General features: G+C 55.3%; 25 protein-coding genes. 10 read left to right on the top strand and 15 right to left on the bottom strand.

Translation table 11 applies throughout. The annotated features are described in order from the left end of the window. Nucleotides 1–72: 72 nt before the first annotated feature. Genes ACKC9G_RS16500 through ACKC9G_RS16480 form a run of 5 tightly spaced genes read left to right on the top strand, consistent with a single transcriptional unit; the run spans nucleotide 73 to nucleotide 3,949 of the window. The gene (locus ACKC9G_RS16500) at nucleotides 73–642 is read left to right on the top strand and encodes a YqgE/AlgH family protein (protein WP_411407405.1); all 570 of its coding nucleotides are present in this window, start codon (nucleotides 73–75) and stop codon (nucleotides 640–642) included. Next, a complete protein-coding gene (gene ruvX / locus ACKC9G_RS16495) occupies nucleotides 635–1,105 on the top strand; it encodes a Holliday junction resolvase RuvX (protein ID WP_411407403.1) in 471 nt (156 codons plus the stop codon). The genes ACKC9G_RS16500 and ruvX overlap by 8 nt, the downstream gene beginning before the upstream one ends. Beyond that, nucleotides 1,106–1,618, top strand: coding sequence for a bifunctional pyr operon transcriptional regulator/uracil phosphoribosyltransferase PyrR (pyrR, locus tag ACKC9G_RS16490; RefSeq protein WP_411407401.1), 513 nt, complete (start codon nucleotides 1,106–1,108; stop codon nucleotides 1,616–1,618). 27 nt (nucleotides 1,619–1,645) lie between these two features. Continuing rightward, on the top strand, nucleotides 1,646–2,662 hold the full coding sequence (locus ACKC9G_RS16485; RefSeq protein WP_411407399.1) for an aspartate carbamoyltransferase catalytic subunit: 1,017 nt from the start codon (nucleotides 1,646–1,648) through the stop codon (nucleotides 2,660–2,662). A gap of 3 nt (nucleotides 2,663–2,665) precedes the next feature. After that, nucleotides 2,666–3,949: a dihydroorotase gene (locus ACKC9G_RS16480; protein WP_411407397.1), complete on the top strand. Its 1,284-nt coding sequence runs from the start codon at nucleotides 2,666–2,668 to the stop codon at nucleotides 3,947–3,949. A 61-nt stretch (nucleotides 3,950–4,010) separates the two neighbouring features. Here ACKC9G_RS16480 and ACKC9G_RS16475 read toward each other — a convergent pair whose 3' ends face one another. From ACKC9G_RS16475 to lptM, 6 genes are all read right to left on the bottom strand, one after another. After that, the gene (locus tag ACKC9G_RS16475; RefSeq protein ID WP_411407395.1) at nucleotides 4,011–4,751 is read right to left on the bottom strand and encodes an HAD family hydrolase; all 741 of its coding nucleotides are present in this window, start codon (nucleotides 4,749–4,751) and stop codon (nucleotides 4,011–4,013) included. Next, nucleotides 4,708–5,619 carry a tyrosine recombinase XerC gene (xerC, locus tag ACKC9G_RS16470; RefSeq protein WP_411407393.1) on the bottom strand — a complete coding sequence of 304 codons (912 nt, stop codon included), beginning with the start codon at nucleotides 5,617–5,619 and terminating at the stop codon, nucleotides 4,708–4,710. Before xerC ends, ACKC9G_RS16475 begins: the two co-directional genes overlap by 44 nt. Then, nucleotides 5,612–6,316: a DUF484 family protein gene (locus ACKC9G_RS16465; protein ID WP_411407391.1), complete on the bottom strand. Its 705-nt coding sequence runs from the start codon at nucleotides 6,314–6,316 to the stop codon at nucleotides 5,612–5,614. The genes xerC and ACKC9G_RS16465 overlap by 8 nt, the downstream gene beginning before the upstream one ends. Beyond that, on the bottom strand, nucleotides 6,313–7,143 hold the full coding sequence (gene dapF, locus ACKC9G_RS16460; protein ID WP_411407389.1) for a diaminopimelate epimerase: 831 nt from the start codon (nucleotides 7,141–7,143) through the stop codon (nucleotides 6,313–6,315). Before dapF ends, ACKC9G_RS16465 begins: the two co-directional genes overlap by 4 nt. Before the next feature lie 5 nt (nucleotides 7,144–7,148). Continuing rightward, on the bottom strand, nucleotides 7,149–8,411 hold the full coding sequence (gene lysA / locus ACKC9G_RS16455; protein ID WP_411407387.1) for a diaminopimelate decarboxylase: 1,263 nt from the start codon (nucleotides 8,409–8,411) through the stop codon (nucleotides 7,149–7,151). A 77-nt stretch (nucleotides 8,412–8,488) separates the two neighbouring features. Further along, on the bottom strand, nucleotides 8,489–8,605 hold the full coding sequence (gene lptM / locus ACKC9G_RS16450) for an LPS translocon maturation chaperone LptM (RefSeq protein WP_411407385.1): 117 nt from the start codon (nucleotides 8,603–8,605) through the stop codon (nucleotides 8,489–8,491). A 125-nt stretch (nucleotides 8,606–8,730) separates the two neighbouring features. On the opposite strand from lptM, the gene cyaY reads away from it, so the two are divergent. Further along, on the top strand, nucleotides 8,731–9,051 hold the full coding sequence (gene cyaY / locus ACKC9G_RS16445) for an iron donor protein CyaY (RefSeq protein WP_411407383.1): 321 nt from the start codon (nucleotides 8,731–8,733) through the stop codon (nucleotides 9,049–9,051). Between the two features lie 94 nt (nucleotides 9,052–9,145). Here the strand turns inward: cyaY and ACKC9G_RS16440 are convergent, their stop codons facing one another. After that, nucleotides 9,146–10,030: a DMT family transporter gene (locus tag ACKC9G_RS16440; protein WP_411407381.1), complete on the bottom strand. Its 885-nt coding sequence runs from the start codon at nucleotides 10,028–10,030 to the stop codon at nucleotides 9,146–9,148. 226 nt (nucleotides 10,031–10,256) lie between these two features. On the opposite strand from ACKC9G_RS16440, the gene ACKC9G_RS16435 reads away from it, so the two are divergent. After that, nucleotides 10,257–10,619: a hypothetical protein gene (locus ACKC9G_RS16435; RefSeq protein WP_411407379.1), complete on the top strand. Its 363-nt coding sequence runs from the start codon at nucleotides 10,257–10,259 to the stop codon at nucleotides 10,617–10,619. Here the strand turns inward: ACKC9G_RS16435 and ACKC9G_RS16430 are convergent. Next, nucleotides 10,616–11,149 (bottom strand): DedA family protein, encoded by a 534-nt coding sequence (locus tag ACKC9G_RS16430; RefSeq protein ID WP_411407377.1) that lies wholly within the window; start codon nucleotides 11,147–11,149, stop codon nucleotides 10,616–10,618. The two genes, ACKC9G_RS16435 and ACKC9G_RS16430, sit on opposite strands and share 4 nt — an antisense overlap. 178 nt (nucleotides 11,150–11,327) lie before the next feature. Further along, nucleotides 11,328–11,588, bottom strand: a complete 261-nt coding sequence (locus ACKC9G_RS16425) for a PepSY domain-containing protein (RefSeq protein ID WP_411407375.1) — start codon at nucleotides 11,586–11,588, stop codon at nucleotides 11,328–11,330. Nucleotides 11,589–11,977: 389 nt separating this feature from the next. Here ACKC9G_RS16425 and ACKC9G_RS16420 point away from each other — a divergent pair, with 389 nt between their 5' ends. Continuing rightward, entirely contained in the window at nucleotides 11,978–12,466 is a 489-nt protein-coding gene (locus tag ACKC9G_RS16420; RefSeq protein WP_411407373.1) for a type III secretion system chaperone, read from the top strand. Between the two features lie 25 nt (nucleotides 12,467–12,491). Continuing rightward, complete coding sequence (locus ACKC9G_RS16415) at nucleotides 12,492–13,133, top strand: hypothetical protein (protein ID WP_411407371.1); 642 nt, start codon at nucleotides 12,492–12,494, stop codon at nucleotides 13,131–13,133. Between the two features lie 39 nt (nucleotides 13,134–13,172). On the opposite strand, the gene ACKC9G_RS16410 is transcribed toward ACKC9G_RS16415, so the two are convergent. The 6 genes from ACKC9G_RS16410 to ACKC9G_RS16385 all read right to left on the bottom strand — a co-directional run bounded on the left by ACKC9G_RS16410 (nucleotide 13,173) and on the right by ACKC9G_RS16385 (nucleotide 19,230). Continuing rightward, nucleotides 13,173–14,552, bottom strand: a complete 1,380-nt coding sequence (locus ACKC9G_RS16410; RefSeq protein ID WP_411407369.1) for a sigma-54-dependent transcriptional regulator — start codon at nucleotides 14,550–14,552, stop codon at nucleotides 13,173–13,175. Nucleotides 14,553–14,587: 35 nt separating this feature from the next. After that, entirely contained in the window at nucleotides 14,588–16,027 is a 1,440-nt protein-coding gene (locus ACKC9G_RS16405; protein WP_411407367.1) for a sensor histidine kinase, read from the bottom strand. 333 nt (nucleotides 16,028–16,360) lie between these two features. After that, nucleotides 16,361–16,531 carry a 50S ribosomal protein L33 gene (rpmG, locus tag ACKC9G_RS16400; RefSeq protein WP_411407365.1) on the bottom strand — a complete coding sequence of 57 codons (171 nt, stop codon included), beginning with the start codon at nucleotides 16,529–16,531 and terminating at the stop codon, nucleotides 16,361–16,363. Between the two features lie 11 nt (nucleotides 16,532–16,542). Continuing rightward, the gene (gene rpmB, locus ACKC9G_RS16395) at nucleotides 16,543–16,779 is read right to left on the bottom strand and encodes a 50S ribosomal protein L28 (RefSeq protein ID WP_411407363.1); all 237 of its coding nucleotides are present in this window, start codon (nucleotides 16,777–16,779) and stop codon (nucleotides 16,543–16,545) included. 239 nt (nucleotides 16,780–17,018) lie between these two features. Next, nucleotides 17,019–17,675 (bottom strand): response regulator, encoded by a 657-nt coding sequence (locus ACKC9G_RS16390; protein ID WP_411407361.1) that lies wholly within the window; start codon nucleotides 17,673–17,675, stop codon nucleotides 17,019–17,021. After that, nucleotides 17,644–19,230, bottom strand: coding sequence for an ATP-binding protein (locus tag ACKC9G_RS16385; RefSeq protein ID WP_411407359.1), 1,587 nt, complete (start codon nucleotides 19,228–19,230; stop codon nucleotides 17,644–17,646). The genes ACKC9G_RS16390 and ACKC9G_RS16385 overlap by 32 nt, the downstream gene beginning before the upstream one ends. A gap of 375 nt (nucleotides 19,231–19,605) precedes the next feature. On the opposite strand from ACKC9G_RS16385, the gene ACKC9G_RS16380 reads away from it, so the two are divergent. Next, nucleotides 19,606–23,148: an EAL domain-containing protein gene (locus ACKC9G_RS16380; protein ID WP_411407357.1), complete on the top strand. Its 3,543-nt coding sequence runs from the start codon at nucleotides 19,606–19,608 to the stop codon at nucleotides 23,146–23,148. Nucleotides 23,149–23,178: the final 30 nt, after the last annotated feature.

Below are 23,178 nucleotides of genomic sequence, written 5' to 3'. Positions count from 1 at the left end.
TTACAACTCAGCCCCCATGACTGTAACGCAGTTTTACTTGCAGCCGACCCATAAGCCACCAATACTTAGCCCATGAAAACGGCAACGCTCACCTCACTCAGTGATCACTTCCTGCTGGCCATGCCGGGTCTTAATGACCCCCACTTTGGCCACTCCCTGACCTATGTGTTTGAGCACAATGAGCACGGAGCCATGGGGCTGATCATCAACCGCCCCCTGCATATGCATCTGGATGAAATCCTAACGCACATGGAACTAAGCCCGGAAAAGCCCCGACGCAATCCGCCGGTTTATATTGGCGGCCCAGTGAAAACTGACCGGGGCTTCGTGCTACACAGAACCTCCGATAGCCAGTGGCAATCTTCCTATGAGCTGAATGAGCATCTGAGCCTTACCACCTCGGTCGATGTGCTGGAAGCTATCGCGCAGGATGAGGGCCCCAGGGATTACCTCATAGCACTGGGATATGCCGGCTGGGGAGAAGGCCAACTCGAAGAAGAAATGGCCAATAATTTCTGGCTGAGCTGCAAGGCCGATTACAAGGTCATCTTTAATACTCCGATTGAGCAACGTCTCGACAGTGCCGCCCAATTGCTCGGTATCAACCTTTCTCTTCTGACAACACAAGCAGGACATGGCTGACCATTCCCTTCCCTCCCCTTTTACTGTTCTTGCCTTCGATTTTGGTGCCAAACGTATTGGACTTGCTTTCGGTCAAAGTTTGACCGGAACGGCATCGCCTGCGGGCACCATTAGCGCCCGTGACGGTATCCCTGACTGGGATGAATTAGGTAGAATAGTCGCCCACTGGCAGCCAGATGCCCTGGTGGTCGGAATTCCGCTCAATATGGACGGCAGTATCAGCGAAATGGCCCACCGGGCCCGCAAGTTCGCCAATCGTCTGCATGTCCGCTACGGCCTGCCCTGTTTTCTGGCCGATGAGCGTCTGACCAGTCGCGAAGCCAAAGAGATTCATCGTGCCCGCGGCGGCTCCAGCCATTACCGCAGTGATCCTGTGGATGCCCTGGCTGCCCAGTTGATCGTGGAAAGCTGGCTAACTGATGGCCTGCTGATTCCCTCGCATACCCGACTGGAGGATCTCTAGATGTCGTCGGCGCCCCGGCCCCTTGATGAACTGATCGACAAGCTTTGCATCGACCTACGCTGCTTTCTTCAGGAGCAGGGAATCGACAACCCGGTTCTGATCGGCATCCGCAGTGGCGGTGTCTGGATCGCCCAAAAACTCCACGACGCGCTGAATCCGGAGCATCCGCTCGGCACGCTGGATATCAGCTTCTACCGCGATGATTTCTCCCGCGTTGGCCTGCACCCCCGGGTACAGCCCTCATCCCTACCCGTTCACTGCGAAGACCAGCATGTGGTGCTGGTCGATGATGTGATCATGAGTGGACGTACCATCCGCGCCGCCCTCAATGAGATTTTCGATTACGGCCGTCCGGCTTCAGTCACGCTGGTGAGTCTGTTTGATATTGGCCGCCGCGAGCTGCCAATTCAGCCAGACATCCTCGGCCAGCGCCTGACCCTTGGACAAGGGCAGCAAATCAAGCTGACCGGCCCTGAGCCCCTGCAGCTTGAACTGATCGAAAAAGCGCCCTAACCCATTGATTCAGCTGGACATCATGCCATGAGCCAACTTTCATCTTCACATGCTGCTGCACCACACCAGTTGCAGCTGAATGATCAGGGGCAACTGCGACACTTCCTGACCACCGAAGGCCTCTCCCGCGAGCTGTTAACTGAAATTCTCGATACGGCCGAGTCCTTCATTGATGCTTCCGGTCGCTCGGTCAAAAAAGTGCCTCTGCTACGCGGTCTGACGGTGGTTAACCTGTTCTTCGAGAACTCGACCCGCACGCGCAGCACCTTTGAACTGGCGGCGCAGAAACTCTCTGCCGACGTGCTCAACCTCAACATCAGCACCTCCGCCACCTCCAAGGGCGAAACCCTGCAGGACACCCTGTGGAACATTCGCGCCATGGGTGCCGATATGTTCGTGGTGCGTCATGCCGATAGTGGTGCTGCGCACTTTATTGCCGAATATGTGACCCCGGATGTCGCCATCATCAACGCCGGTGACGGCCGCCATGCGCATCCGACCCAGGCGATGCTCGATATGCTGACGATTCGTCGTGCCAAGGGTGACTTCAGCAATCTCAAGGTCGCTATTGTCGGTGACATTCTGCACTCCCGCGTGGCGCGCTCCGAGATTCACGCCCTTAACACGCTGGGAGCTGACGAAGTCCGCCTGATTGGCCCGAAAACGCTGGTACCGGACACACTGGAATCCCTGGGTGCGACGGTTTACCGCGACATGAAGGAAGGCCTCAAGGGTGTCGATGTGATCGTTGCCCTGCGTCTGCAGAAAGAGCGCATGAATAATGCCCTGCTGCCTTCTGAGTCCGAGTTTTTCCGTCTCTACGGTCTGGATGAAGCCAAACTCGCTTATGCCAACCCGGATGCGATTGTGATGCACCCTGGCCCCATCAACCGCGGTGTGGAAATTGACTCCGCTGTTGCCGATGGCCCGCAGTCACAGATTCTGACTCAGGTCAGCAACGGCATTGCCGTACGAATGGCTGTGATGTCGATGGCCGTGACCGGCCAGTTACAGCAGGCACAGCATTTCGGTCAGGAAGGATAAGCCATGAGCATGAAGATTTTGATCAAGGGTGGCCGCCTGATTGATCCGGCCAACCACGTCGACGATATTCTGGATATCTACGTACAGGATGGTGTCATCGCCAGTCTGGATGAACCTATCCCCGGCTTTGAGCCAGACCTGACCCTGGATGCCACCGGCAAAGTCGTCAGTCCCGGTTTTATCGACTTGAGTGCCAGCATGCGTGAGCCCGGTTTCACCCATAAAGGCACCCTGCGCAGTGAAACCCTGGCCGCTGCCGCCGGCGGTGTGACCACGCTGTGCTGCCCACCGGATTCCAACCCGGTGAATGACTCGACCGCAGTGACCAAGCTGATTATGGACAAAGCCCGCCAGGCTGGCTTTTCCAAGGTGCTGCCCATCGGCGCCATGACCCGCAATCTGGATGGCGAACATCTGGCGAACATGCAGGGTCTGTCGGATATTGGCTGTATCGCGGTCTCTAACGGACGCTATCCGGTGCGCAACAGCCTGACGCTGATGCGCTGCCTTGAGTACGCTGCCACCTTCGATCTGCTGGTCATTTTCCAGTCCGAAGACCCGGATCTGTCTAATGCCGGCGTCATGCATGACGGTGCCAATGCCCTGCGTTTTGGTCTGGCCGGCATTCCTGAAACCGCAGAAACCATCGCTGTTGCCCGTGACCTGCTGCTCATCGAGCAGACCGGCGTGCGCGCTCACTTCAGCCAGCTCTCTACTGCCCGCGCAGCACAGCTGATTATGGATGCTCGCGCCAAGGGCCTGCGTGTGACTGCGGATGTGGCTGTGCATCACCTGCTCTACACCGATGCCAAGATCAACGGTTTTAATAGCGCCTACCATGTTAATCCGCCGCTTCGCAGCGCGATTGACCGGGCTGGCCTGCGTGAAGCCATTCTTGGCGGCACCCTGAGTGCCATCTGCTCCGACCATCAGCCCCATGATGAAGCTGCCAAGCGTGCGCCTTTCGGCGCGACCGAAACCGGTATCAGCGGTATCGAAACGCTACTGGCGCAAGCGCTGCATCTGGTGCATCAGGATGTGCTGAGCCTTGAGCAGCTGATCGACAAACTTTCCGTAGGACCCGCCCGAGTACTGGGCCTGCCACTGGGTCAGCTTGGTACCGGTGCAGTCGCGGACATCTGTATTTTCGACCCTGAGGAAGAATGGACGGTGACCGAGGAGAGCCTCTATTCCGCCGGCAAGAACAGCCCACTCATCGGCGAAACCGTCAAAGGGCGTGTGGTCTACACACTGGTGGACGGCGAACTGGTCTATCAGGCGCGCTAACCACGCTCTTCTGCCTACAAAAAAAGCCGCTTAATGCGGCTTTTTATTGTCTCAACAGCTCTTACCCAGCCTGAAAGTCAGCCAGTTGTGCTGGAAGCGCGGGCAGATGCACCAACTCGACGTCGGGTTGCCCCTGCCACTGCCATTCACGCCGGTGATAGTTCGCCCAGACACTGACCATCCCTGCAGCATTAGCGCCTTCGACATCGTAACGCGGATGATCACCCACGTAAGCGATACGCGCCATCGGTACATTACAGGCCTGACGCAAGGCTTCGAAGGCCTCCGCCGCAGGTTTGGCGGCACCAATTTCATCTGCGCTCATCACCACATCAAAATGATGGGCCAGACCAATAGCCTGCAGGTCAGCATTACCATTGCTGAACACCCCCAGCCGATAACCTTGCTCACGCAGCGCCGCCAGCATAGGCAAGACACCTTCAAACAGGGTGACCTGATTGCGCCAGTGGCGAAACTCCAGAAAGGCTTCCTGCTGCCAGCGGTTCAGATCATCGCCGCCATGCCCCAGACTCTCCAGCGCTGCACGCAGTACCTCAAGCCGCAACGCCGAAACGCTGGCCGCAAGCTCAGGTGTTCGCGTCAACGCCTGATCTCGCAATGGAGTCCAGTCACTGGCGGTCAGGGATTCCTTCGCGCCGGGAACCTGTGCATGCAGGTAATCAAACATGGCCTGATTGGCCCTGAGGATAACCGAGTCGGTTTCCCACAAGGTGTCGTCCAGATCGAAGCAGATCCAGTCAAGATGAGGATTTTTTGCGGGCACGGGGGTGTGCGTTGTCATAAACCGTCGCCAGATGTTGAAAATCGAGGTGAGTGTAGATTTGCGTGGTGCGGATGTCGGCATGACCAAGCAACTCCTGCACCGCCCGCAAATCACCGCTGGACTCCAGCATATGGCTGGCAAAAGAGTGCCGCAGCTGATGCGGGTGCAGACGCTGCTCCGCTCCCTGCAATTTGCCCCAGCGCGCCAGGCGCTGCTGCACAGTACGTCGGCTGACGCGCTGACCACGCTGGCTGATAAAGACCGCAGGTGTCTGACTGCCAACACTGTCGAGCAACAGCGTGCGCTCACGCAGATAGCGCTTCAGCGCCTCGAGCGCCTTACGACCCAAAGGCAGAAGGCGGCTTTTGTTACCCTTACCTTCGCGCACCAGCACCAGTCGCTGGGCCATATCGATATCCGCAAGATCAAGATCAACCACTTCGGCCAATCGCAGTCCGCTGGAATACATCAACTCCATCATGGCCAGATCACGGATTTCCAGAGGATCAGGCGCATCACCATCCAACAGCTGACCCAGCTTGTCGACACTGACAACATCCGGCAGCGGCTTGCTGGCTTTGGGCGCCTGCAAGCCTTCGCAGGGATTGGACTGAGTCCACCCCTGATGCACCGCATATTTATAGAGGGAGCGCAGCGCAGAAAGACGGCGCTGCAGGGTACGACTGGAAAGCTGCTTTTGGCGCTGCGCAGCCAGATAGCGTCTTAACACAGACGCATCAACAGCGCTGAAATCCAGTGACTGCTCTGCCAGCCAGTCAGCACAGTGCAGAAGATCACGGCGATAGGCATCCAGCGTGTGCTCGGAAACCTGTCGCTCTTTTTGCAGAAAGGCGAGAAAGCGCTCGGACCAGTCCGGATTATTCATGATCCAGCAAACGAGGCAGGCTCAGGGTCAGCACTTCACCCACATAGTCGAGGAACAAAGTGCCGAGGCTGGAGTGAAACAACTGGCGATCATAACTGCCCATCGCCAGTACACCGAGGGTGACATCATCGACAATCAGTGGCACCAGCGCCACCGAGCCGATGCGCTGGCAGTCGTGGACAAAAAGATAGTCTTTCTCTTCGTCACTGAGTTCACCACAGATAGCCCAGCGCGAGTCCACCAGACTGCCAATGATGGTCATGGCTTCCTGACGCTCAACCCGGCGAACACCGGGCGCCACCCAGGAATCCTCATCATCCAGAATCAGCAGTTCGCAGCGATCAGCGCGAAGCTCAAAGCACAGATGGCGATCCAGCACCCGCGCCATCGCCTCCAGCGTATCGGCCTGCAATACACCCAGCACCAGTCGACGGGTCTTCTCGAAAATAAGATCATTTTCCCGCGCGGTGGTGATCATTTCCTCCAACCGGCGGGACTGAATGGCAGTGCGCTCTCTCAGCTGCAGCAACTGACGCTCGACCAGAGAAATGGCCGGGCCACATTCGTGCGGAATCCGCAGCTCTTCCAGCAGCTCAGGCTGCTCCACGAAGAACTCCGGATGAGCCTGCAGATATTCGGCAACCTGCTCGGCTGTCAGTAATTCCGGGCTCTGCTGAGATTTCGCCTTGCTTGTCATAAGTGAATCTGTCCCTCAAAGACGGTCGTCGCCGGGCCGGTCATCATCACCGATTCGCCCTGGCCTGCCCACGACAAAGTAAGGTCACCGCCGGTGAGATGGATCACAGCCTCTTCATCCAGCAAGCCACGGAGACGCCCTGCCACCATCGCCGCACAAGCGCCACTGCCACAGGCCTGAGTCTCACCAACACCGCGCTCAAATACCCGCAAACGAGCTTCCTTACGGGAGACGATTTCCAGAAAGCCAATATTTGCCTTCTTGGGGAAACGTGGATGCTTTTCCAGCTCCGGCCCCAGTGTCAGTACCGGCGCGGTATCGACAGAATCGACCAGCAGCACACCATGAGGATTCCCCATGGAAATTGCCGACAAGGTCACGACGCCCTGAGAGGTTTCCACGTCATAGGTGCCGGATTTTGTCTCAGCCACGAAGGGGACTTCTGCCGGTTCAAGAAAAGGAGCGCCCATATCCACACGCACCTGATTGTCTTCCGTAAACTGAAGCTCAATCACGCCCTTGGCGGTTTCGACACGAATCTCGCGTTTGGCGGTCAGACGCTTTTCTTTGACGAAACGGGCAAAACAGCGGGCACCGTTGCCGCACTGCTCAACCTCAGAGCCATCGGTATTGTAGATGCGATAGCGAAAGTCGAGCTCAGGATGGCTCGGTGGCTCGACGATGAGCAGCTGATCAAAGCCGATCCCACGGTTACGGTCGCCCAGACGTTTGACCTGCTCATTACTGAGTGTCAGTCGCTGTGTGACCAGATCCAGTACAACGAAGTCGTTACCCAGACCATGCATTTTGGTAAATCTGATTAACACCGTGCTTAGCCCTGTACGTCGTCTGCAGGCAGCATATGCTCACCCTGCCAGATATTCTCAAGGATCTGACGCTCACGAATCAGGTAGTCCTTGTCGTTATCGACCATCACTTCTGCCGCCAGCGGGCGCGTGTTGTAGGTCGAGGCCATGACAAAACCATAGGCACCCGCGGAGCGTACCGCCAGCAAATCACCGGCTTCCAACACCATGGAGCGGTTCTTGCCCAGGAAGTCAGAGCTTTCGCACACTGGCCCGACGATGTCCCATTCACGCGCCTCACCCTGACGAGGACGCACCGGATCAATCGCCATCCAGGCGGAATACAGGGACGGACGAATCAGGTCATTCATCGCGCCATCAATGATGGCAAAGTTTTTATGTTCAGTGGGCTTCAGGTACTCAACGCGGGTCAGCAAGACACCGGCATTGGCGACGATGGAGCGGCCCGGCTCCATGATCAGCTCAAGGCCAAGAGGCTTGATACGCTCAAGCACTTTGCCAAGATAATCCGCTGGCGCAGGCGGTACTTCATCCTTGTAGCGCACACCCAGACCACCACCAATATCGAGGTGATGCAGCTCAATGCCATCGGCTTTCAACAGATCGATAAATACCAGCAGACGCTCAAGGGCATCCAGGAAAGGCTGAACATCCGTCAGCTGGGAGCCGATATGACAATCAACACCAACAAGGTGCAAATGGGTCAGTGCCTTGGCCTGACGATAGAGAACCGGAGCCACCGCGATATCGATGCCGAACTTGTTCTCTTTCATGCCGGTGGAAATATAGGGATGAGTGCCAGCATCCACATCAGGATTCACACGCAGTGAAATCGGGGCACGCACGCCCATTTTGGCGGCCACGTCCTGAATGCGATAAAGCTCGGCTTCCGACTCGACGTTAAAGCACTTGATGCCGACATCCAGGGCACGGCGAATTTCCCATTCCTGCTTGCCAAGGCCTGAGAACACAATGCGATCCGGCTGACCGCCTGCGGCCAGTACTCGCTCAAGCTCACCGCCAGAGACAATGTCAAAGCCTGCGCCCAGTCGCGCCATGACGTTTAACACCGCCTGGTTAGAGTTGGCCTTGACGGCGAAACAGACCAGAGAAGGATAGTCACCCAGCGCATCGGTGTAGCGTCGGTAGGCCTGCTCGATTGCCGACCGCGAATAGACATACAGCGGCGTGCCATATTTTTCGGCGACCGTGCTCAGGGACAGGTTATCCAGATGAAGCTCGCCCTGGCGCAGGCTGATACATTCCATGGTGTATTCTCGTAACTGCAAAAGCATGTAAAGGTACGCTGGCGTCACCAGCCCACCAAATTTGTGAGTACGCGGCGTTATTGCGCCGACGTTGCCGTTGAGGAATCCTGCTGCGGCATGTACAAGGGACCCTTGTTACCACATCCGGCAATAAAAATGCTGGAGAGAATCAGCAAGGCACATACAATACGCATCAGTCGAAATCCTCGGGGTTTAGCCTGTCGCTTGGCGCAGGCAAGTGGCATTCAGAGCGGGATTATAGCCCCTCAACGGCACCACTCCCACCCGAAGATGCCTATTAGTTATACAGGAGTCAGACATGAACGAAAGCGAATTCCACCAGCTCGTCGATGAAACTCTGGATCAGGTGGAAAGCCTGCTGGATGACGCTGAAACCGATCTGGATGTGGATCTGAACAACGGCGTGTTAACCGTCATCTGTGAAAATGGCAGCCGCATCATTCTGACCCGTCAGACGCCAGTGAAACAGCTGTGGCTGGCGACCCGTCAGGACGGTTTCCATTTTGACTGGCAAGAGGGTGAGTGGGTGGAGAACAAGAAAGGTGGCACGCTGTCTTCACGACTGACCGAAGCGTTTAAGGATCAGGCCGGTGAAACCCTGGCCTTCAGCTTCCAATAACACGGCCATTTTCAGACACTGATCTCACTGGATACCGACACAGCCAAGCGTACCCACCGCAGATTTGAGCTGGTATCCAGTGAACAGAGATATTTCAGGCTTTAGATTCCGCCGGTTTTCTGGCGACAACCAGCCAGACTGCCAGTGTAGCCAGTAACATACCGCTAATGCTGACCAGGCTCAGATGCTCATCAAACAAAAGCCAACCTTCCACTGCGGTCAAAGGCGGCACCAGATAGAAGTAGCTGGCCACCTTTGAAGCCTCACCCTGCTGAATCATTACCATCAACAGCAGAATCGCGGCCAGGGAAAGACCAATCACTAACCAGCCCAGCGCCATGACAAGATTAGCGCTCCAGACCACCTCACGTGTCTCAAGGCTGAAGCTCATCACGCCGGTAAGCAGTGCTGCGGACACATACTGACAGAAGGTACCGGTCAGCAAAGGTGCGCCACCGCTGAAGCGCTTCTGATAGAGCGTGCCAATACACATACCCACCAGTGCCGCCAGAGCCCACAATACGCCGGCAACATTGAGGGTTGTCTCACTACCGCGCCCCATCACCACCAGTACAACACCCACCAATCCGAGAGCGACTCCGCCCATCTGCAGGCTATTTAAACGCTCATTCAGCCAGAGGCGGGCAACCAGCGCGGTGACCAGCGGTTGCGTCCCGACAATGATGGCCGTCATCCCGGCAGGCAGCCCTGCCTGAATCGCCGCAAACACACCACCGAGATACAACCCATGCACCAGCGCACCAACGACCAGCTGATGGCCTATCTGCCGACGCGTCGGCCAGGAAGTGCGCTTGATGAGAATCAGCAAGGCAAATACGCCAAGAGTCAGCAGCATGCGAATGAATAAAAAGTTGAAAGGCTCAACATAAGGCAGGCCGAACTTGGCACCGATAAAGCCGGTGCTCCAGAGCACCACGAACAGCCAGGGCACAAGACTCAGCAAAAGAGGGGAATTCATAGGGTCGACTCGGCGTGAAACACGGCATTATTCCTGCGCATGTGTGTAATTCACACGTTAGCAGCAAAAGATTACAGATAATTCCAGATGATGAACGTGCACTTTAGCCAAGGGCGAACATACTTTATTAGAACGAGTGTTCGATAGACCAGAACAATGATCCGCGCCCAGCCCCAGCGAAAACGGCGCCAGAATAAAAACAGGCCACCTGCAAGGAGTTCGATTGATGCTACGCGACTTGAATACCCTGAGTCAGTTAATGTCGGTCGATCCGTGTTTGTCTCTGGGTGGTGTACTGGATGCCGAAGTCTGCCAATGCCGGGACGGCACCTGGAAATGCCATATCCTGCTCTATGCAGGCACCACTCAATCTCCAGCCCATCTTGATCGCTGGGAATTACGCAGCAGAGACGGGTTACTCCTCGCCTATCACGACATCCCTCACGGGAATGAGAGTGAGGCGATTCAGGATTCCCTCGATGGCATTGAGATTCCCGACAACGTCGATCAGGTGATGTTACGCGCCCACAACCGCCAGCAAGGTTATGTCGGCATGCCTATGGCACTGCCGCTTCACCGCCTTAACTAGCGCACGCGTCGCCACTTCCAGACAATAAAGAGCAGCACCAGCACGCTGGCAATCACCGGAATCACCCAGTGTCCGACGGATTGCCAGAGTTGATGTGCGCCAATACCCACCAGCAGAATCAGCCAGGACCAAAGTAGCGCCCCAAGCAGGTTAAAGCAGGCAAATTTCCATTGGGGTAATGAGGTGGTACCAAAGAGCGCCGGTCCAATGGATCTCAGGCCGTACAAAAAGCGATTCACAATAATCAGAGGGGCATGGTAGCGATGAATCAGCCCGCGCATTTTCTCAATGCGCGCATGCGCCGATGGCCAGCGGGAGAAGTAACTGATGCCAGCGTAGCGCCCCAAACTAAACCAGCTCTGATCACCCACAAAGCTGCAAAAGATAGCGGTCAGAAGCACATAATCAAACTTTAGAATACCGTGTGAAACCGCCACGCCCGCAAGCAGTAATACGGTTTCACCTTCAAGCAGAGTGCCCACAGCAACGGCATAGTAGCCATAGGTGGCCACCCAATGCTGCCAATCCATACCTCAACCCTCAGACATAAAAAAACCCCGTTAAAAACGGGGTAATACTCGTTAAAAACCATGCTATGAAGGGAGTATAGCTTGGGCGGTGTCGTTCACAGTGCCAATATCGATTTCAGGGGAGGCACGGCACTGCAAACAGAAATCGTTGGGGAGGAAGGAAACCCTTCACTCCCGATCAGCTGAAGCTCAGCTCGCGACCATTTTCGGCGTTATAGAACAGGGTGTGGTCCATGTCATCTTTGCCGTGGATTTCAACCTGCCACACATCCAGTCCACCTTTGTGAACTTTGACGGCTTTACGCAGCTTACCAGGATGAGAATCCAGCGCGGTACGTTGGATATTTTCCGGAGTGACTCCGGCTTCTGCTTCAGCCATGCCACCGCCAGAGAACAGGACAGCAGCTACATAAGTGGCAACAGCGCGATGTTTTAACATAGTCATTTCCTCCACTTCGTTCTGGAGAATCCTCCCGCCCCATGCCATTACGTGGACGGGAGGATGACCAGAGAGTCACTTAAGTAATTGCATTCGCCGTGCCAGAAATTTAAACCATTGTTTTTGTTGAGTTTATTATAAAAAAACCCTCTTAGACCTTGGTCGAATGGTTGAAATCCCCCACCCACTATTGCGACCGGTGGTGGATATCCACCATTACCCACAATAGCCCGCCAACTCTGGCCTGACACCAAGCTGACAGCAGGGTATCAGCGCTCTCATAACTGTCATCATTCGGTGGGAACCTCGATTAACGTCACCCTCACAAAAACCTGAGATTCATGCCGTCGTTTACTTTCAAGCCGCGGTTTTTTGAAAGGAACAGATGAATGCTACAAGCACTGAATGAAGCATTAGCCCTGCTGGGTAAACGCTATGGACTGACAGCCTGCACACTGGATGAAAATCACAGTCTGGGGCTGTCGCTGAATAACGGTACTGACTGTTATCTGAGCTTTATGCCCGAGAGTGAAAAGCTGTTTTTCTACTCTCCCCTGCTGCACATGCTACCAAGCCAGGCGGAGCAACAGCTTGGGCTACTTAGCGCACTCATGCAGCGACACTATCTTGAGCGTGAGTCAGGCGAAGGAACCTTTGCCATTCACCCCGAAGAACAGAAACTGTACTTCCAGTACGGCCTCAGGCTTGTCACACCCACAGCAGACCAACTGGAAGAGCAGCTTGCCGACTTCCTCGGTCGAGTGCAGCAGCACACTGAGACTATTGAATCGGTACTCAACGGCGAAAAAACCGTCACAACAAAGAAAAGTATTCCTTCTCCTCAGACGATGGGGTTGGGTCTTCGTCAGTTTTTCTGATCACACGTAAAAGGAGTATTTCATCATGTCGAGAGTTCACGGCACCGAGAACACACAGCCGCTGCAACAGTCCACATCGACCAGCGCTACCGATAGACCCGGAGCAGCGGCGCACCTGCTGCAAGGAGTAAAGATCACTTTTAGTCCGCGTATTCCTCCCGCCATGGCCAAGCGCTTTAATGCCCGGCTGCTGGAGCAGCTATCAACCAAGGCCGCATACGTCAAAGACCATGAAAAGGATCAGGTGAACCGTTTTCGTGTCTCCATGAGCAGCAACTCGATTGCACGTAACGCCGAGGGCAAAGTGCCGCTAAAACAGCTGCTGGACCCTAAAGTCACCTATCTCTGGTCACTCAATAAACCCCGCGCCGGAGAACTTCCCGAGCTGGTCATCGGGGTTGAGCATCCGGATAACAAGAAGAATCTGATGGGGCATGCCACTCTGTTTGCCAGCGACGAAGCAAAGAATGCCATCGTGGCAGGTGAGCTGATGTTTGAGAAGAACGATTGGGTTATCGACAATTGTTCAGGTCGATTTGGCCGTGGTAACACGGCAGCGATGGACAAGCATGATCTGTTGCAACTGGATCTGGTTGATTTGGCTCAGGCGTATTTCAATGACAATACCGACCTGCATATTGCTCATGCCTATCACGTCGGTAAATAGAGCCACTCAGCAGGCTCCATTCACCCTGCACCCTACAGACTAACCGTGCTTGATATGAAACTTCTGCATACGATAGCGCAGCGTTTCACGCGTGGTTCCCAGTGCTCGCGCCGTAGCGACAACATTGTGCTCGTGCTGCTCCAACGCCACCTCAATGATGTACTTTTCCATCTCATCCAGCGAAATGGAGCCGTCCAGAGGCAAAATAAGACGCTCGCCCTGTACCTGAGCACCTGCGCCGGCACTGTTATCGGCTTTACCTAACTGCAGCCACTCCAATGGAAAATCCTCACCCTCCGCAAGCAGAACGCAGCGCTCCACCACATTACGTAGCTCACGCACATTGCCGGGCCAGCTGTGGCTTCGTAGCCTTTGCCACACCTCAGGGCTAATGCGTTTGACCTGACGGCGAGCTTTTACATTGAACTCCTGCACCAGTGGCCAGACGAGATCTTCCAGATCTTCCAGCCGTTCACGCAACGCAGGTAATTCCAGCTTGAATACACTCAGGCGGTGATATAAGTCCTCACGAAAGCGCTTCTCCCGTACCTGCTCTTCCAGATTTCTATGGGTCGCGGCGATGATCTGCACATCTATTGCAATCTCCTGCTCGCCACCAAGACGGCGAATGCGCTTATCTTCAATGGCTTTAAGCAACTTGGCCTGCAGATCCAGATCCATCTCGCCCAGCTCATCGAGAAACAGCGTCCCGCCACTGGCCTGCTCCAGCAATCCACGGCGACGCCCTTTGGCACCTGTGAAAGCGCCTGCTTCATGACCGAACAGCTCGGATTCCAGCAAGTCTTTGGGTAACGCGGCGCAGTTCACCTCCACCATGGCGCCCTCATGGTACAGGCCACCCTGATGCAGAATTCGCGCAGCCAGCCCCTTCCCTGTTCCCGTTTCTCCGGTTAATGACAGCGCACTGAAAGGAACAGACAACAAACGCTGCAGCAGACTTCTCACCTGCTGTGCGGCGGCGCTTTTACCGACGAAGGCCTCGGTCCCCAAACCTCCGGGCACCATCAGTTTGACCTTGCGCTGGGCGCGAGAGCTGCGTGCGGCCCCTTGCACCACCAGATTCAGGCGGCTCATATCGCAGGGCTTTTCAAGAAAATCATAGGCGCCCAAACGTAGCGCCTGAACAGAATCGGGAATCGAGCCGTAGCCTGTCAGGAAAATCCACTCCTGTGGGCGCTTGGCTTTGCGGATTTCTTCAAGCAGGGTCAGGGCATTACCGTCCGGCAGGCTCATATCGGAGAGAACCACGAGCGGATCAAGCTCATGCCCGAGAAGAAGATCATGGGCCTGGGCCAGACTGTTGGCGAGAGAAACTTCCCAGCCCTGACGCTGAAAATGGCGCTTGAGTTCAGCACCCAAAAGAGACTCATCTTCCAGTATCAACAGGCTGTCAGCCATTCATTTCTCCTCGTTATTGTTATCGGAGGCCAGCCTTATGACCGATCGGTCATGACTTCCTCACTCAGCACAGGAAACACCAGGGTCACTTTCGCCCCGCCCTGTTCAGCATTGGCAAGACGCAGATCGCCCCCCATGTCTTGCATAAAGCGCCGAACCATCGCCAGGCCCAGCCCAGTGCCACCTTCGCGGAAACTTGCAAAGGTTCTCACGCCCTTTGTCAGCAATTCCTGAGGAAATCCAGGGCCATTGTCCTGCACCTGAACCAGCACTTTTCCTTCTTCCTGCACGGCGGAAATATCGATTTTCCCACCGGCATGAGCACCCACGCTCTGGGCAGCATTCAGCACCAGATTCAGCACTGCCTGATGCAATCGCCCCTCGGCCAGCTGCACATAAAAGCGCGGCGGAATGCGGTTTTCAATCAGCAGTGAATCAGGAATCTGGTAGCGCACCAGCGCGATTACTTCATCGATACTTTCCCTGAGCGGACAAGGATTCACCGGCTCAGGTTGTTGCCGGGTTTGTGCCAGCAGGCTATTGAGCTGGCTCGACATGCGATCCAGCGCGGCAATCGCCAATGCCAGCCGCTCCGCCTGATCACTATCATCCAGCTCAGTCTGCAGGTTAGCCAGTGTCAGAGATATTCCCGCCAGCGGGTTACGAAGCTCATGGGCAAGACTTGCGCCCAGCTCTCCGACGGCCGCCATACGCTCAGCCGTTGCCAGCTCGCGCTGATGGAGCAACAGAGTACGGCTGGCACGTTTGATCTCACGCTCCAGCGTCTGGTGGCGACTAATATGCTCTTCTTCTAGTTCGCCAAGACGTTCCACCATCGTGTTGTAGTGCTTATAAAGTGGTGCCAACAGCGGATCAATGGCCTCAGTAGAGACGGGGCGATAGCCTTCATCCGTGAGTGCATTCATCAAGCCGCCCAGTTGTTCCAGAGGCTGCCAGATCCGCCGACGCATCAGAAACAGCAGCGCAATGCCCATTGAAGGAAATACCCCCAGCGCCAGCGCCGACAACCAGGCTTCCTGCCAGGCAGACTGCTGCACATGCTTGAGCAAGTTAGCGTGGGCAGCATTTTCGTCATCAGAAAGGGTCGAGAAGAGATTTTGCAGAGAAACCAGACGGGTTTGTTCCGTCATGGGCTGACGGTCCAGAGCATTGCCCATCTGCTCCAGCAGGCCTTCCGAGTCAGGATGGATAAAGCCATCCATATCCTGCAGGCGCTTAACATCTGCCTTAAGAAGTCCCCAGGGCAAAGGCTGAACATCCATCAGCACCAGCCGTTGCATATGCTGATCCATGGCTTGCAGCTGAATGAGCACCTGCAAGTGATCCTGCACCGGTTCAAGGGTTTCCAGAGTACGCCAGGATTTAGCCAGTAGGAGACCCAAGGCCAGTAACAACAATACTGTGACAAGGATCAGGGGCCAGAGTACAGAGCGGAGAAAAACGGAACGTAACATCGCATGCCTCAACGCAGTCGATCCCGAAGGAATTCGCCGTCAGGATAGTGGGAAGCACTCCTCGAGCCCGGCATGGTAGGCTTGATTCGCACTTGTTACCGGCAAGCCGGCTTCTTATTGTTCGCTTATTGTGGCCCCTGAGACCCACGGACACAATAGTGCCTCGTTCGTCGTACAGTGTGCAGAACGCCAACGAACCTTGCGTGGCGGCTGAAGACAATAAGTGCGACCGGGCAGGCTGCACGCGCCTTGCTCTCAGACTCAGAACAGCACAAACAAAAACAGCCGCCCTTAGGCAGCTGTTTTTAGAATCCGGATCAGAAAGCCTGATGCTTACTTGATCTTGGCTTCCTTGTACATAACGTGCTTACGAACGACGGGATCAAATTTGCTGATCTCCATCTTCTCAGGCATGTTACGTTTGTTTTTAGTAGTGGTATAGAAGTGACCAGTACCAGCGCTGGAAACCAGCTTGATCTTCTCACGAACACCCTTCTTAGCCATGATCTATCCCCTTATACCTTCTCGCCGCGAGCGCGGATTTCTGTCAGAACAACATCGATACCTTTCTTATCGATGATGCGCATGCCTTTAGAAGAAACGCGCAGACGAACAAAACGCTGTTCGCTTTCCACCCAGAAACGGTGATGGTGCAGGTTTGGCATGAAACGACGCTTGGTCTTGATGTTAGAGTGTGAAACGTGGTTACCAACAGCAGGACGCTTACCGGTAACTTGGCATACCTTAGACATTTTAAATACCTTTAGATTGCTTGTTGTCCAAACATTATCGGCTGCTACCGAGTCCCCGAAGGTCTACCCAGGCCCAGCCTCAGGCGGAGCGCCCCAACCATTCAGGGGCAAAATCCCGTACCACAGGTACAAGCGCACGGCATAATACCGATCCGACCTGCTTATGGCAAGGAAATTGCTCACTTTTTATCCGCCAGCAATCCTCTCTGCGCCGTCATTTGCGGTGCATATCGCCCCTGTTAAATACTGACCAGCCCCTGACGAATGGCGTAAATGACCAGGTTGGGGATGTCCTTTATATTCAGCCGCTCCATCATTTGCATGCGGTGGGCCTCAACCGTTTTCGGGCTGATCGTCAGTGACCAGGCTATCTCCTTGGTGCTATATCCTTTGGCGATATAGACCAGAATCTCTTTCTGGCGCGGCGTTAGCGACTGTTTCGCTTCAGCGGGTGGGTTCTGGTTGCCATAAAGCGGCTGCAGCACATTCTCGGTGACGCTGGCGCTCAGATACACATCGCCCTGAATCACCCGTTGAAGTGCCAGCTCCAGCTCAACGCTGGCGGCCTCTTTGGGCAGATATCCTCTGGCACCTGCGCGGATGGCTCCGACCACAAAGTCACGGGAGGTGTACATGGACATCACAATCACCAGCGGCCTCTGACTTTCCTCAAGAGATTCCAGCTGCGCCAGAACATCCAAACCGCTACCGCCTTTAAGGGCGATGTCCAGCAGCAAAAGTTCGGGACGGTGGGTTTCGATCAGCGACATAGCCTCATCGACAGAGCTGCCTTCCGCGCAAACGTCAAAGCCTTCGAGGTCATCAATCAGAGAGCGAATACCCGCTCTGACCAACGCATGATCATCAATTAAAACGATGGAGTAGTGGTTCTTCATGTCTACTCTGACTTCTCCCGTTCAATGGCAGGACGACCTGCAGTTCTGTTCCCAACCCCGGTTGCGCGTTGATGGACAGTTCTCCTCCCAGAAGCGCTGTTCGTTCATTCATACTGATAAGCCCCAGGCCCGCCGTTTTCAGCTGCTGGGTATCAAAACCCTGGCCATCATCCTCAATGGTCAGGGTCAGGCTCTCACTGCGAGCCTTGATCTGGATCACCACCATGCGGGCATCGGCATGCTTGATCACGTTATTCAGACCTTCCTGCACGATGCGAAACAGGGCAACCTGAATGGCATCCGACAGCACCGGCAACTCCTGCGAGATATGCAGGGAAATCTGCAGCGGCAGGGATTGCAGCCCTTCAATATGCCACTGCAGCGCTGCCTGTAATCCCAAGGTGTCGAGCTGCGGCGGACGCAGCATCAGCGACATATCACGAATCTGCTGTACACAGGTATCAGCGATACCCAATAACTGATCCCAGTCGATGCTCTGTGGCTGTCGCCGTGATGCCATCTGCAGGTGAATCTTGAGCGCCGTCAGATTCTGGCCGACCTCATCATGCAGCTCACGAGACATGGCTTTGCGCTCCTGCTCCTGGATCTCGATCATTCGACCCGACAAAAACTTAAGCCGCTGGTTCACATCCGTCAGACGGTTGCGAAGCCCCTTGGCTTCACTGATATCCCGGATAATCAGCTGCACCGCGGGTTTGCCATCCACCACAATCGGTGTAGAGGCAATCTCTGCATCGAACTCGGTACCATCCAAACGTCGCAGGCGTCGCTCGGTATAGCGATATTCTGACTGTGCAATCTCACTGTCGATCCGCGAGGCCGGGGACTGCTCACGCACAAATGTCCAAAGGGGCAGGCGCAGAATAGAGGTATCTACACGCCCTCCAAGAATCTGCTGCGCCGCCGGATTAGCGTAGGTCAGGATATCGTACTGCTGGATCAGTACCGCATCCGGCAAATAATCAATCAGCTGCTGATAGCGCCGGGCGTGTTCATCAATGGCCTGCTGTGCCGCATTCGCCGAGCCTATGGTTTCAATGGTTCTCAGCACCCACAGCTGACCATCCACCAAGGCATCCAGCTCCCAGATCTTGACCGGGACTCCGGAGGGCAGCTTGCGCATTCGTCCACCGGCATCGGCTTCATCCTGGCGTCGGAGCTCTCCACCTCGCTGCTGCGCACTCAGCTGCTGGAAGCCTTCCAGATCGACGTTGAAGATCCGCAGCGCGGCACGGTTCACCAGTTTGACTTCATCACCTCGTGGAGACTGGATCCACATGGGTAAGGGATGATGTTCAAAGAGCTCCCAGTCACGCATGACCTGATCATCCATATCATGGATCAGCGTCAGACAATGGCGGTGCAGGCCAGACAGGCCAAAAAGCAGCAGCGCGCCGACAATCAGCGTCAATAAAACAAAAGCAGGCCACTGGGCTTTTACATGCACCATGACGTACAAGCCAATGCCCTGAGCCAGCAAAAGTAACGCGATCAGCCAGGGCGCCCAGCGAAGACCGCTCAGCGTACGTTCCAAATCCACTCTATGCTGTGTAAAAAGAGGCATCGATTCTTGCTCAATCACGTTGCGGCAGGCCAGACGAAGACAGGTGAATTCTTTTCATTTTCGCCTGAGCACAAAGGTCACCGATGATACTGCGAGTGTCCCGTGAGCGGATACGTCATGCCAACAGCGGGCGTGGTACAACTGGGCTGAGATAACCAAAGGACTCAGCTTGCCAAAAAGGGGGAGCCGAGAATAGAGCCTGGCGTGAAAGCTAAGGAATTTCCTTACGCCGTTAGCGGGAATTAGATCAATAACATGGGTAAAATACCGCCAGCGTTCATACACAGCGCCACTCATTGTCACCTCTAGGGGTGGCTGTTTTCGAGGATTTTCAGGCATTTGTACATGAGCACCTCCATCAGTTTCTTTGAGGATCTTTGTGCCCGGACTTGCGCTAGAACGCTGTTCTATTGCCGTCTGGGTATTAGTGCTCTTGGCTTGCTGCTCAGCCTGTTGCTGTGCTTCCTGCTGGAAACAGCCCTGCCGGGTTATGCCCTGTGCCTTTTTGGCTCATCTGCCCTGCTGACCCCCTGGCTTAATCTTCGCCTGACCTGCCTGATACTGCTCTGCCTGATGGTTCTGAGCACGCTCTCGGCACCATTAACCCCTTCTTACTTCGCCGAACTCCTGCTGATCAGCAGTCTGCCGCTGCTGCTGTGCCTGCTCAGTATCTGGAGCAGAACCAAAATCCGTGATTACTTTGCCATTCATCATCAATGGCAACAGCTTTTTGGCTTGATGACCGAGGACGATGCCCATCTTTTTCTGCTGGATAACGAGCAGCGTATTGTCTTTTCTCAAACCAATGACAAGCTTCAGGCGCTCTTTAGCCAGCCCGAACCCGCCGCCAGCCAGAAGCATTTCTCTCAGTACTTTAATGACCCAAGCCAGGAGATTCTGGCGGCGGCAAAGCAGCATGCCCAACCGCTGACAGACCTGCGCCTGACGGATGCCAGTAACCGGCAATGGCACTGTGCCATTCTGCCCCTGCAGTTGCTGGGTCGGGCCTGGCAGCTTGTCACACTGAAACCTTTCTTTGCCGATGACAGCACCCTGATGCCTTCGGTCGAGGATCATCTGCTTAATCGCCTGCCCACAGGCGTGTTTTCTGTCTCCAGAGACTGGCAGCTGCATTTTTATAACCCGGCCTTTATTAAGCTGTTGGGCGTCAGCCATGAGCAGGCCAACCCCAGTTCATTCTGGGATTTTATGAGCGAGCTAAATGACACCCAGCTGGCGCTGGACCTTCGGCGAGTGATGGATGAAAGCAAAGGCGAAGAGCGCCTTTGCTTTATTCATCCCCACAGCGGCAAGCAACTGACCCTGCAATTGCATGCCTGTGCTAACGGCATGATGGGCTACATTCTGGATACTGAAGACAGCCACCTCGCCCGCCAGAGAGTGGATGAACTACAAACCCTATTGAGTCATCTGGAACACCAGACCCACGCGGGTAGCTGGGCCTTATCCACCAGCGGTAAGTTACAACTCTCAGTCAGCGCCTGCCTGATGCTGGGTGTCGATGAAGACCATCACCATCAGGAAGCTCATCAGTTCCTGCTGGACTGTGTGGTGGACGCCGACCGCTTGGCACTACTTCAGGTGCTGCGCCAGGCACAGCAGGGCATTATCAAACCTTTCGCGCAGCATGTGCGCCTGCGCCGCGATGCCCATGCCGATGTTCAGGCCTTTATCTGGTACGGCTGGGGTCTTGGCGAGGGCAAAGGCTCCATCGGAACCCTGCAGCATGCTTCTCCTCCGGTGGCGGTCATGGAAAGTGAGGAGTGGCTGGCTCGCCAGAGTCTTGATTCACTCTCCAGCCAGATCTGTATTCTCGACAGCAAAGGCAGCATTGTGATGAGCAATGAAGCCTGGAAGCGTATCAGTGCCCAACTACCGGGAGCACCGGCCCCCAAAGCCTTTCAGGGTATGAGTTTTCTTGAAGTCTGTGATCGCGCCGCCAGCCAGAACATTCCGCAGGCAGGCAGCCTCGCCGCAGGTATTCGCGCCGTTCAGACCGGCCGGATCTCCAGCTATCAGCAACGTCAGCGCGTCGAGATTTACGATCAGGAATCCTGGCAGTGGGTACGTGTTGAGGCCATTCCGACCGGCAATGAGCGTTTTATTCTGGTCAGCTACGATGACATCACTGAGCAACAGCAACAGCTGCAGAACTCCCAGCTGAGCGCCTGGCGACTGCAGCAGGTGGTGGATCGTGCTGTTCAGGCCTTCTGGGTCTATTGTCCAAAAACCCAGGAGTTTGAGTATTTCAGCCCCGGTTTTGAGCGCCTGATTGGCTTTAACGAAGCATTGATCCTGAAACCAGAGGAGCGCTGGCATCACTGGATTCATCCTCGCGACAAGAGCTATGTTCAGCAGTGCCTGCATCCGCTCTTTAATGGTCATGGCGAGCTACATGATGATCGCAACGGCCTAGTGCTGGAATATCGCCTGCTGACTGCTGAGCAAGAAATCCGCTGGATTCGCGCCCACCACTATCTGGTCTCGGGTGATCAGGACTCTCTTGTGGACAGCGCCCGCCTGATTGCGGTGCTGGAAGACATCACCCTTGAGCGCCAGCAGCAGGAAAGCGTCCACCAGCTCTCCTACTTTGACCAGCTGACCGGGCTGAATAACCGCGCCAGCTTCCATGATCGCCTGCGCGCCAGCTGTGAGCGAAAGGCGCCTTTTTATCTGTTCCTGATGGGTCTGGACCGCTTCAAGAAAATCAATGACAGCCTGGGCCATGAGTTTGGCGATGAACTTCTCTACCAGCTCGCCCAGCGCCTGCAGCTGAATCTTGGTACCGATACCCTGTTGGCCCGCGTCAGTGGCGATGAGTTCGCTTTCGTCTTCAGCCATCAACAGATTGGCGACTCCCTGGACTTCTTCTCTCAGAACCTGCTGAACCAGTTAAACGCACCTTTCCTTGTGAAGGACCAGCAGGTGTATGTCACGGGTTCACTGGGCATCGTGCAGTATCCGGTGGACGGCGACTCGCCCACCAGCCTGCTGAGCAATGTTGACCTCGCCCTGCAACTGGCCAAAGAGCAAGGCATTGGCAAGGTGTATCGCTACGAAGCCAGCATCAATAACAAGGCCCAGCTACTGGCTTCCATGCGTTTACTGGGCGAGCTTCGACAGGCGCTGCGCCTGCGTGAATTTATTCTGCATTATCAGCCGAAGAAGCTCCTCAGTGACGGCACCATTGTCGGCGTGGAAGCCCTGCTTCGCTGGCAGCACCCTCACCGTGGACTCATCCCTCCTGCCGAGTTTATTCCGTTGCTGGAAGAGTCCGGACTCATCGTGCAGGTCGGCCAGTGGGCGCTGCAACGCGCCTGTGAAGATCTGGCAATGCTTCGCCAGCAGCATCCTGACTTTACCGTGGCGGTCAACGTTTCCAGCCGCCAGCTCCATGATGAGCGCTTTGTCGGTCAGGTCGAGCAACTGCTGCAGCGCTATCCTCACGCCCAGCAGCATCTGGAAATTGAAATCACTGAGTCGGTCATGATGCAGCAGCCGCCGGAGCATATAGCCGCATTACAGTCTCTGCAGTTACAGGGTGTCAGCATCACGCTGGATGATTTCGGCACAGGCTATTCCAGTCTGAGCTATCTCAAGCAGCTGCCGGTGACGACGCTCAAGATTGATCGCAGCTTTATTCTGGATATTCATGAGAGCCCGGATAGCCAGAATATCATCAGCGCCATCGTCAGCATGGCCCATGCAATGAACCTGACTATCGTCGCTGAAGGGGTTGAACTGGATGCCCAGACCCTGACGCTGGAGTCCCTTGGCTGCGATCAGATTCAGGGATTCCTGCTGGCCCGCCCCATGTCCCTGGACGCTTTACTCGAATGGCTGGAGCACTATACACAGAGCGAATAACTGCGCCGTTTCAGGAACATGCATTTGTGT

It is taken from the genome of Pokkaliibacter sp. CJK22405 (assembly GCF_046614695.1).
Classification (GTDB): Bacteria; Pseudomonadota; Gammaproteobacteria; order Pseudomonadales; family Balneatricaceae; genus Pokkaliibacter.
Note: the sequence above shows the minus strand (reverse complement) of the source record. Positions and strands in the feature narration are given on the sequence as shown.

Coding starts and splice junctions, on each gene's coding strand:
- lptM (WP_411407385.1), bottom strand. CDS start 8,605: ATGCGTATTGTATGTGCCTTGCTGATTCTCTCCAGCATTTTTATTGCC.
- ACKC9G_RS16405 (WP_411407367.1), bottom strand. CDS start 16,027: ATGTTACGTTCCGTTTTTCTCCGCTCTGTACTCTGGCCCCTGATCCTT.
- ACKC9G_RS16410 (WP_411407369.1), bottom strand. CDS start 14,552: ATGGCTGACAGCCTGTTGATACTGGAAGATGAGTCTCTTTTGGGTGCT.
- pyrR (WP_411407401.1), top strand. CDS start 1,106: ATGTCGTCGGCGCCCCGGCCCCTTGATGAACTGATCGACAAGCTTTGC.
- ACKC9G_RS16465 (WP_411407391.1), bottom strand. CDS start 6,316: ATGACAAGCAAGGCGAAATCTCAGCAGAGCCCGGAATTACTGACAGCC.
- rpmB (WP_411407363.1), bottom strand. CDS start 16,779: ATGTCTAAGGTATGCCAAGTTACCGGTAAGCGTCCTGCTGTTGGTAAC.
- ACKC9G_RS16475 (WP_411407395.1), bottom strand. CDS start 4,751: ATGACAACGCACACCCCCGTGCCCGCAAAAAATCCTCATCTTGACTGG.
- rpmG (WP_411407365.1), bottom strand. CDS start 16,531: ATGGCTAAGAAGGGTGTTCGTGAGAAGATCAAGCTGGTTTCCAGCGCT.
- cyaY (WP_411407383.1), top strand. CDS start 8,731: ATGAACGAAAGCGAATTCCACCAGCTCGTCGATGAAACTCTGGATCAG.
- ACKC9G_RS16440 (WP_411407381.1), bottom strand. CDS start 10,030: ATGAATTCCCCTCTTTTGCTGAGTCTTGTGCCCTGGCTGTTCGTGGTG.
- ruvX (WP_411407403.1), top strand. CDS start 635: ATGGCTGACCATTCCCTTCCCTCCCCTTTTACTGTTCTTGCCTTCGAT.
- ACKC9G_RS16390 (WP_411407361.1), bottom strand. CDS start 17,675: ATGAAGAACCACTACTCCATCGTTTTAATTGATGATCATGCGTTGGTC.
- ACKC9G_RS16425 (WP_411407375.1), bottom strand. CDS start 11,588: ATGTTAAAACATCGCGCTGTTGCCACTTATGTAGCTGCTGTCCTGTTC.
- ACKC9G_RS16480 (WP_411407397.1), top strand. CDS start 2,666: ATGAGCATGAAGATTTTGATCAAGGGTGGCCGCCTGATTGATCCGGCC.
- ACKC9G_RS16435 (WP_411407379.1), top strand. CDS start 10,257: ATGCTACGCGACTTGAATACCCTGAGTCAGTTAATGTCGGTCGATCCG.
- ACKC9G_RS16415 (WP_411407371.1), top strand. CDS start 12,492: ATGTCGAGAGTTCACGGCACCGAGAACACACAGCCGCTGCAACAGTCC.
- lysA (WP_411407387.1), bottom strand. CDS start 8,411: ATGGAATGTATCAGCCTGCGCCAGGGCGAGCTTCATCTGGATAACCTG.
- ACKC9G_RS16420 (WP_411407373.1), top strand. CDS start 11,978: ATGCTACAAGCACTGAATGAAGCATTAGCCCTGCTGGGTAAACGCTAT.
- ACKC9G_RS16380 (WP_411407357.1), top strand. CDS start 19,606: ATGAGCACCTCCATCAGTTTCTTTGAGGATCTTTGTGCCCGGACTTGC.
- ACKC9G_RS16500 (WP_411407405.1), top strand. CDS start 73: ATGAAAACGGCAACGCTCACCTCACTCAGTGATCACTTCCTGCTGGCC.
- ACKC9G_RS16430 (WP_411407377.1), bottom strand. CDS start 11,149: ATGGATTGGCAGCATTGGGTGGCCACCTATGGCTACTATGCCGTTGCT.
- xerC (WP_411407393.1), bottom strand. CDS start 5,619: ATGAATAATCCGGACTGGTCCGAGCGCTTTCTCGCCTTTCTGCAAAAA.
- ACKC9G_RS16485 (WP_411407399.1), top strand. CDS start 1,646: ATGAGCCAACTTTCATCTTCACATGCTGCTGCACCACACCAGTTGCAG.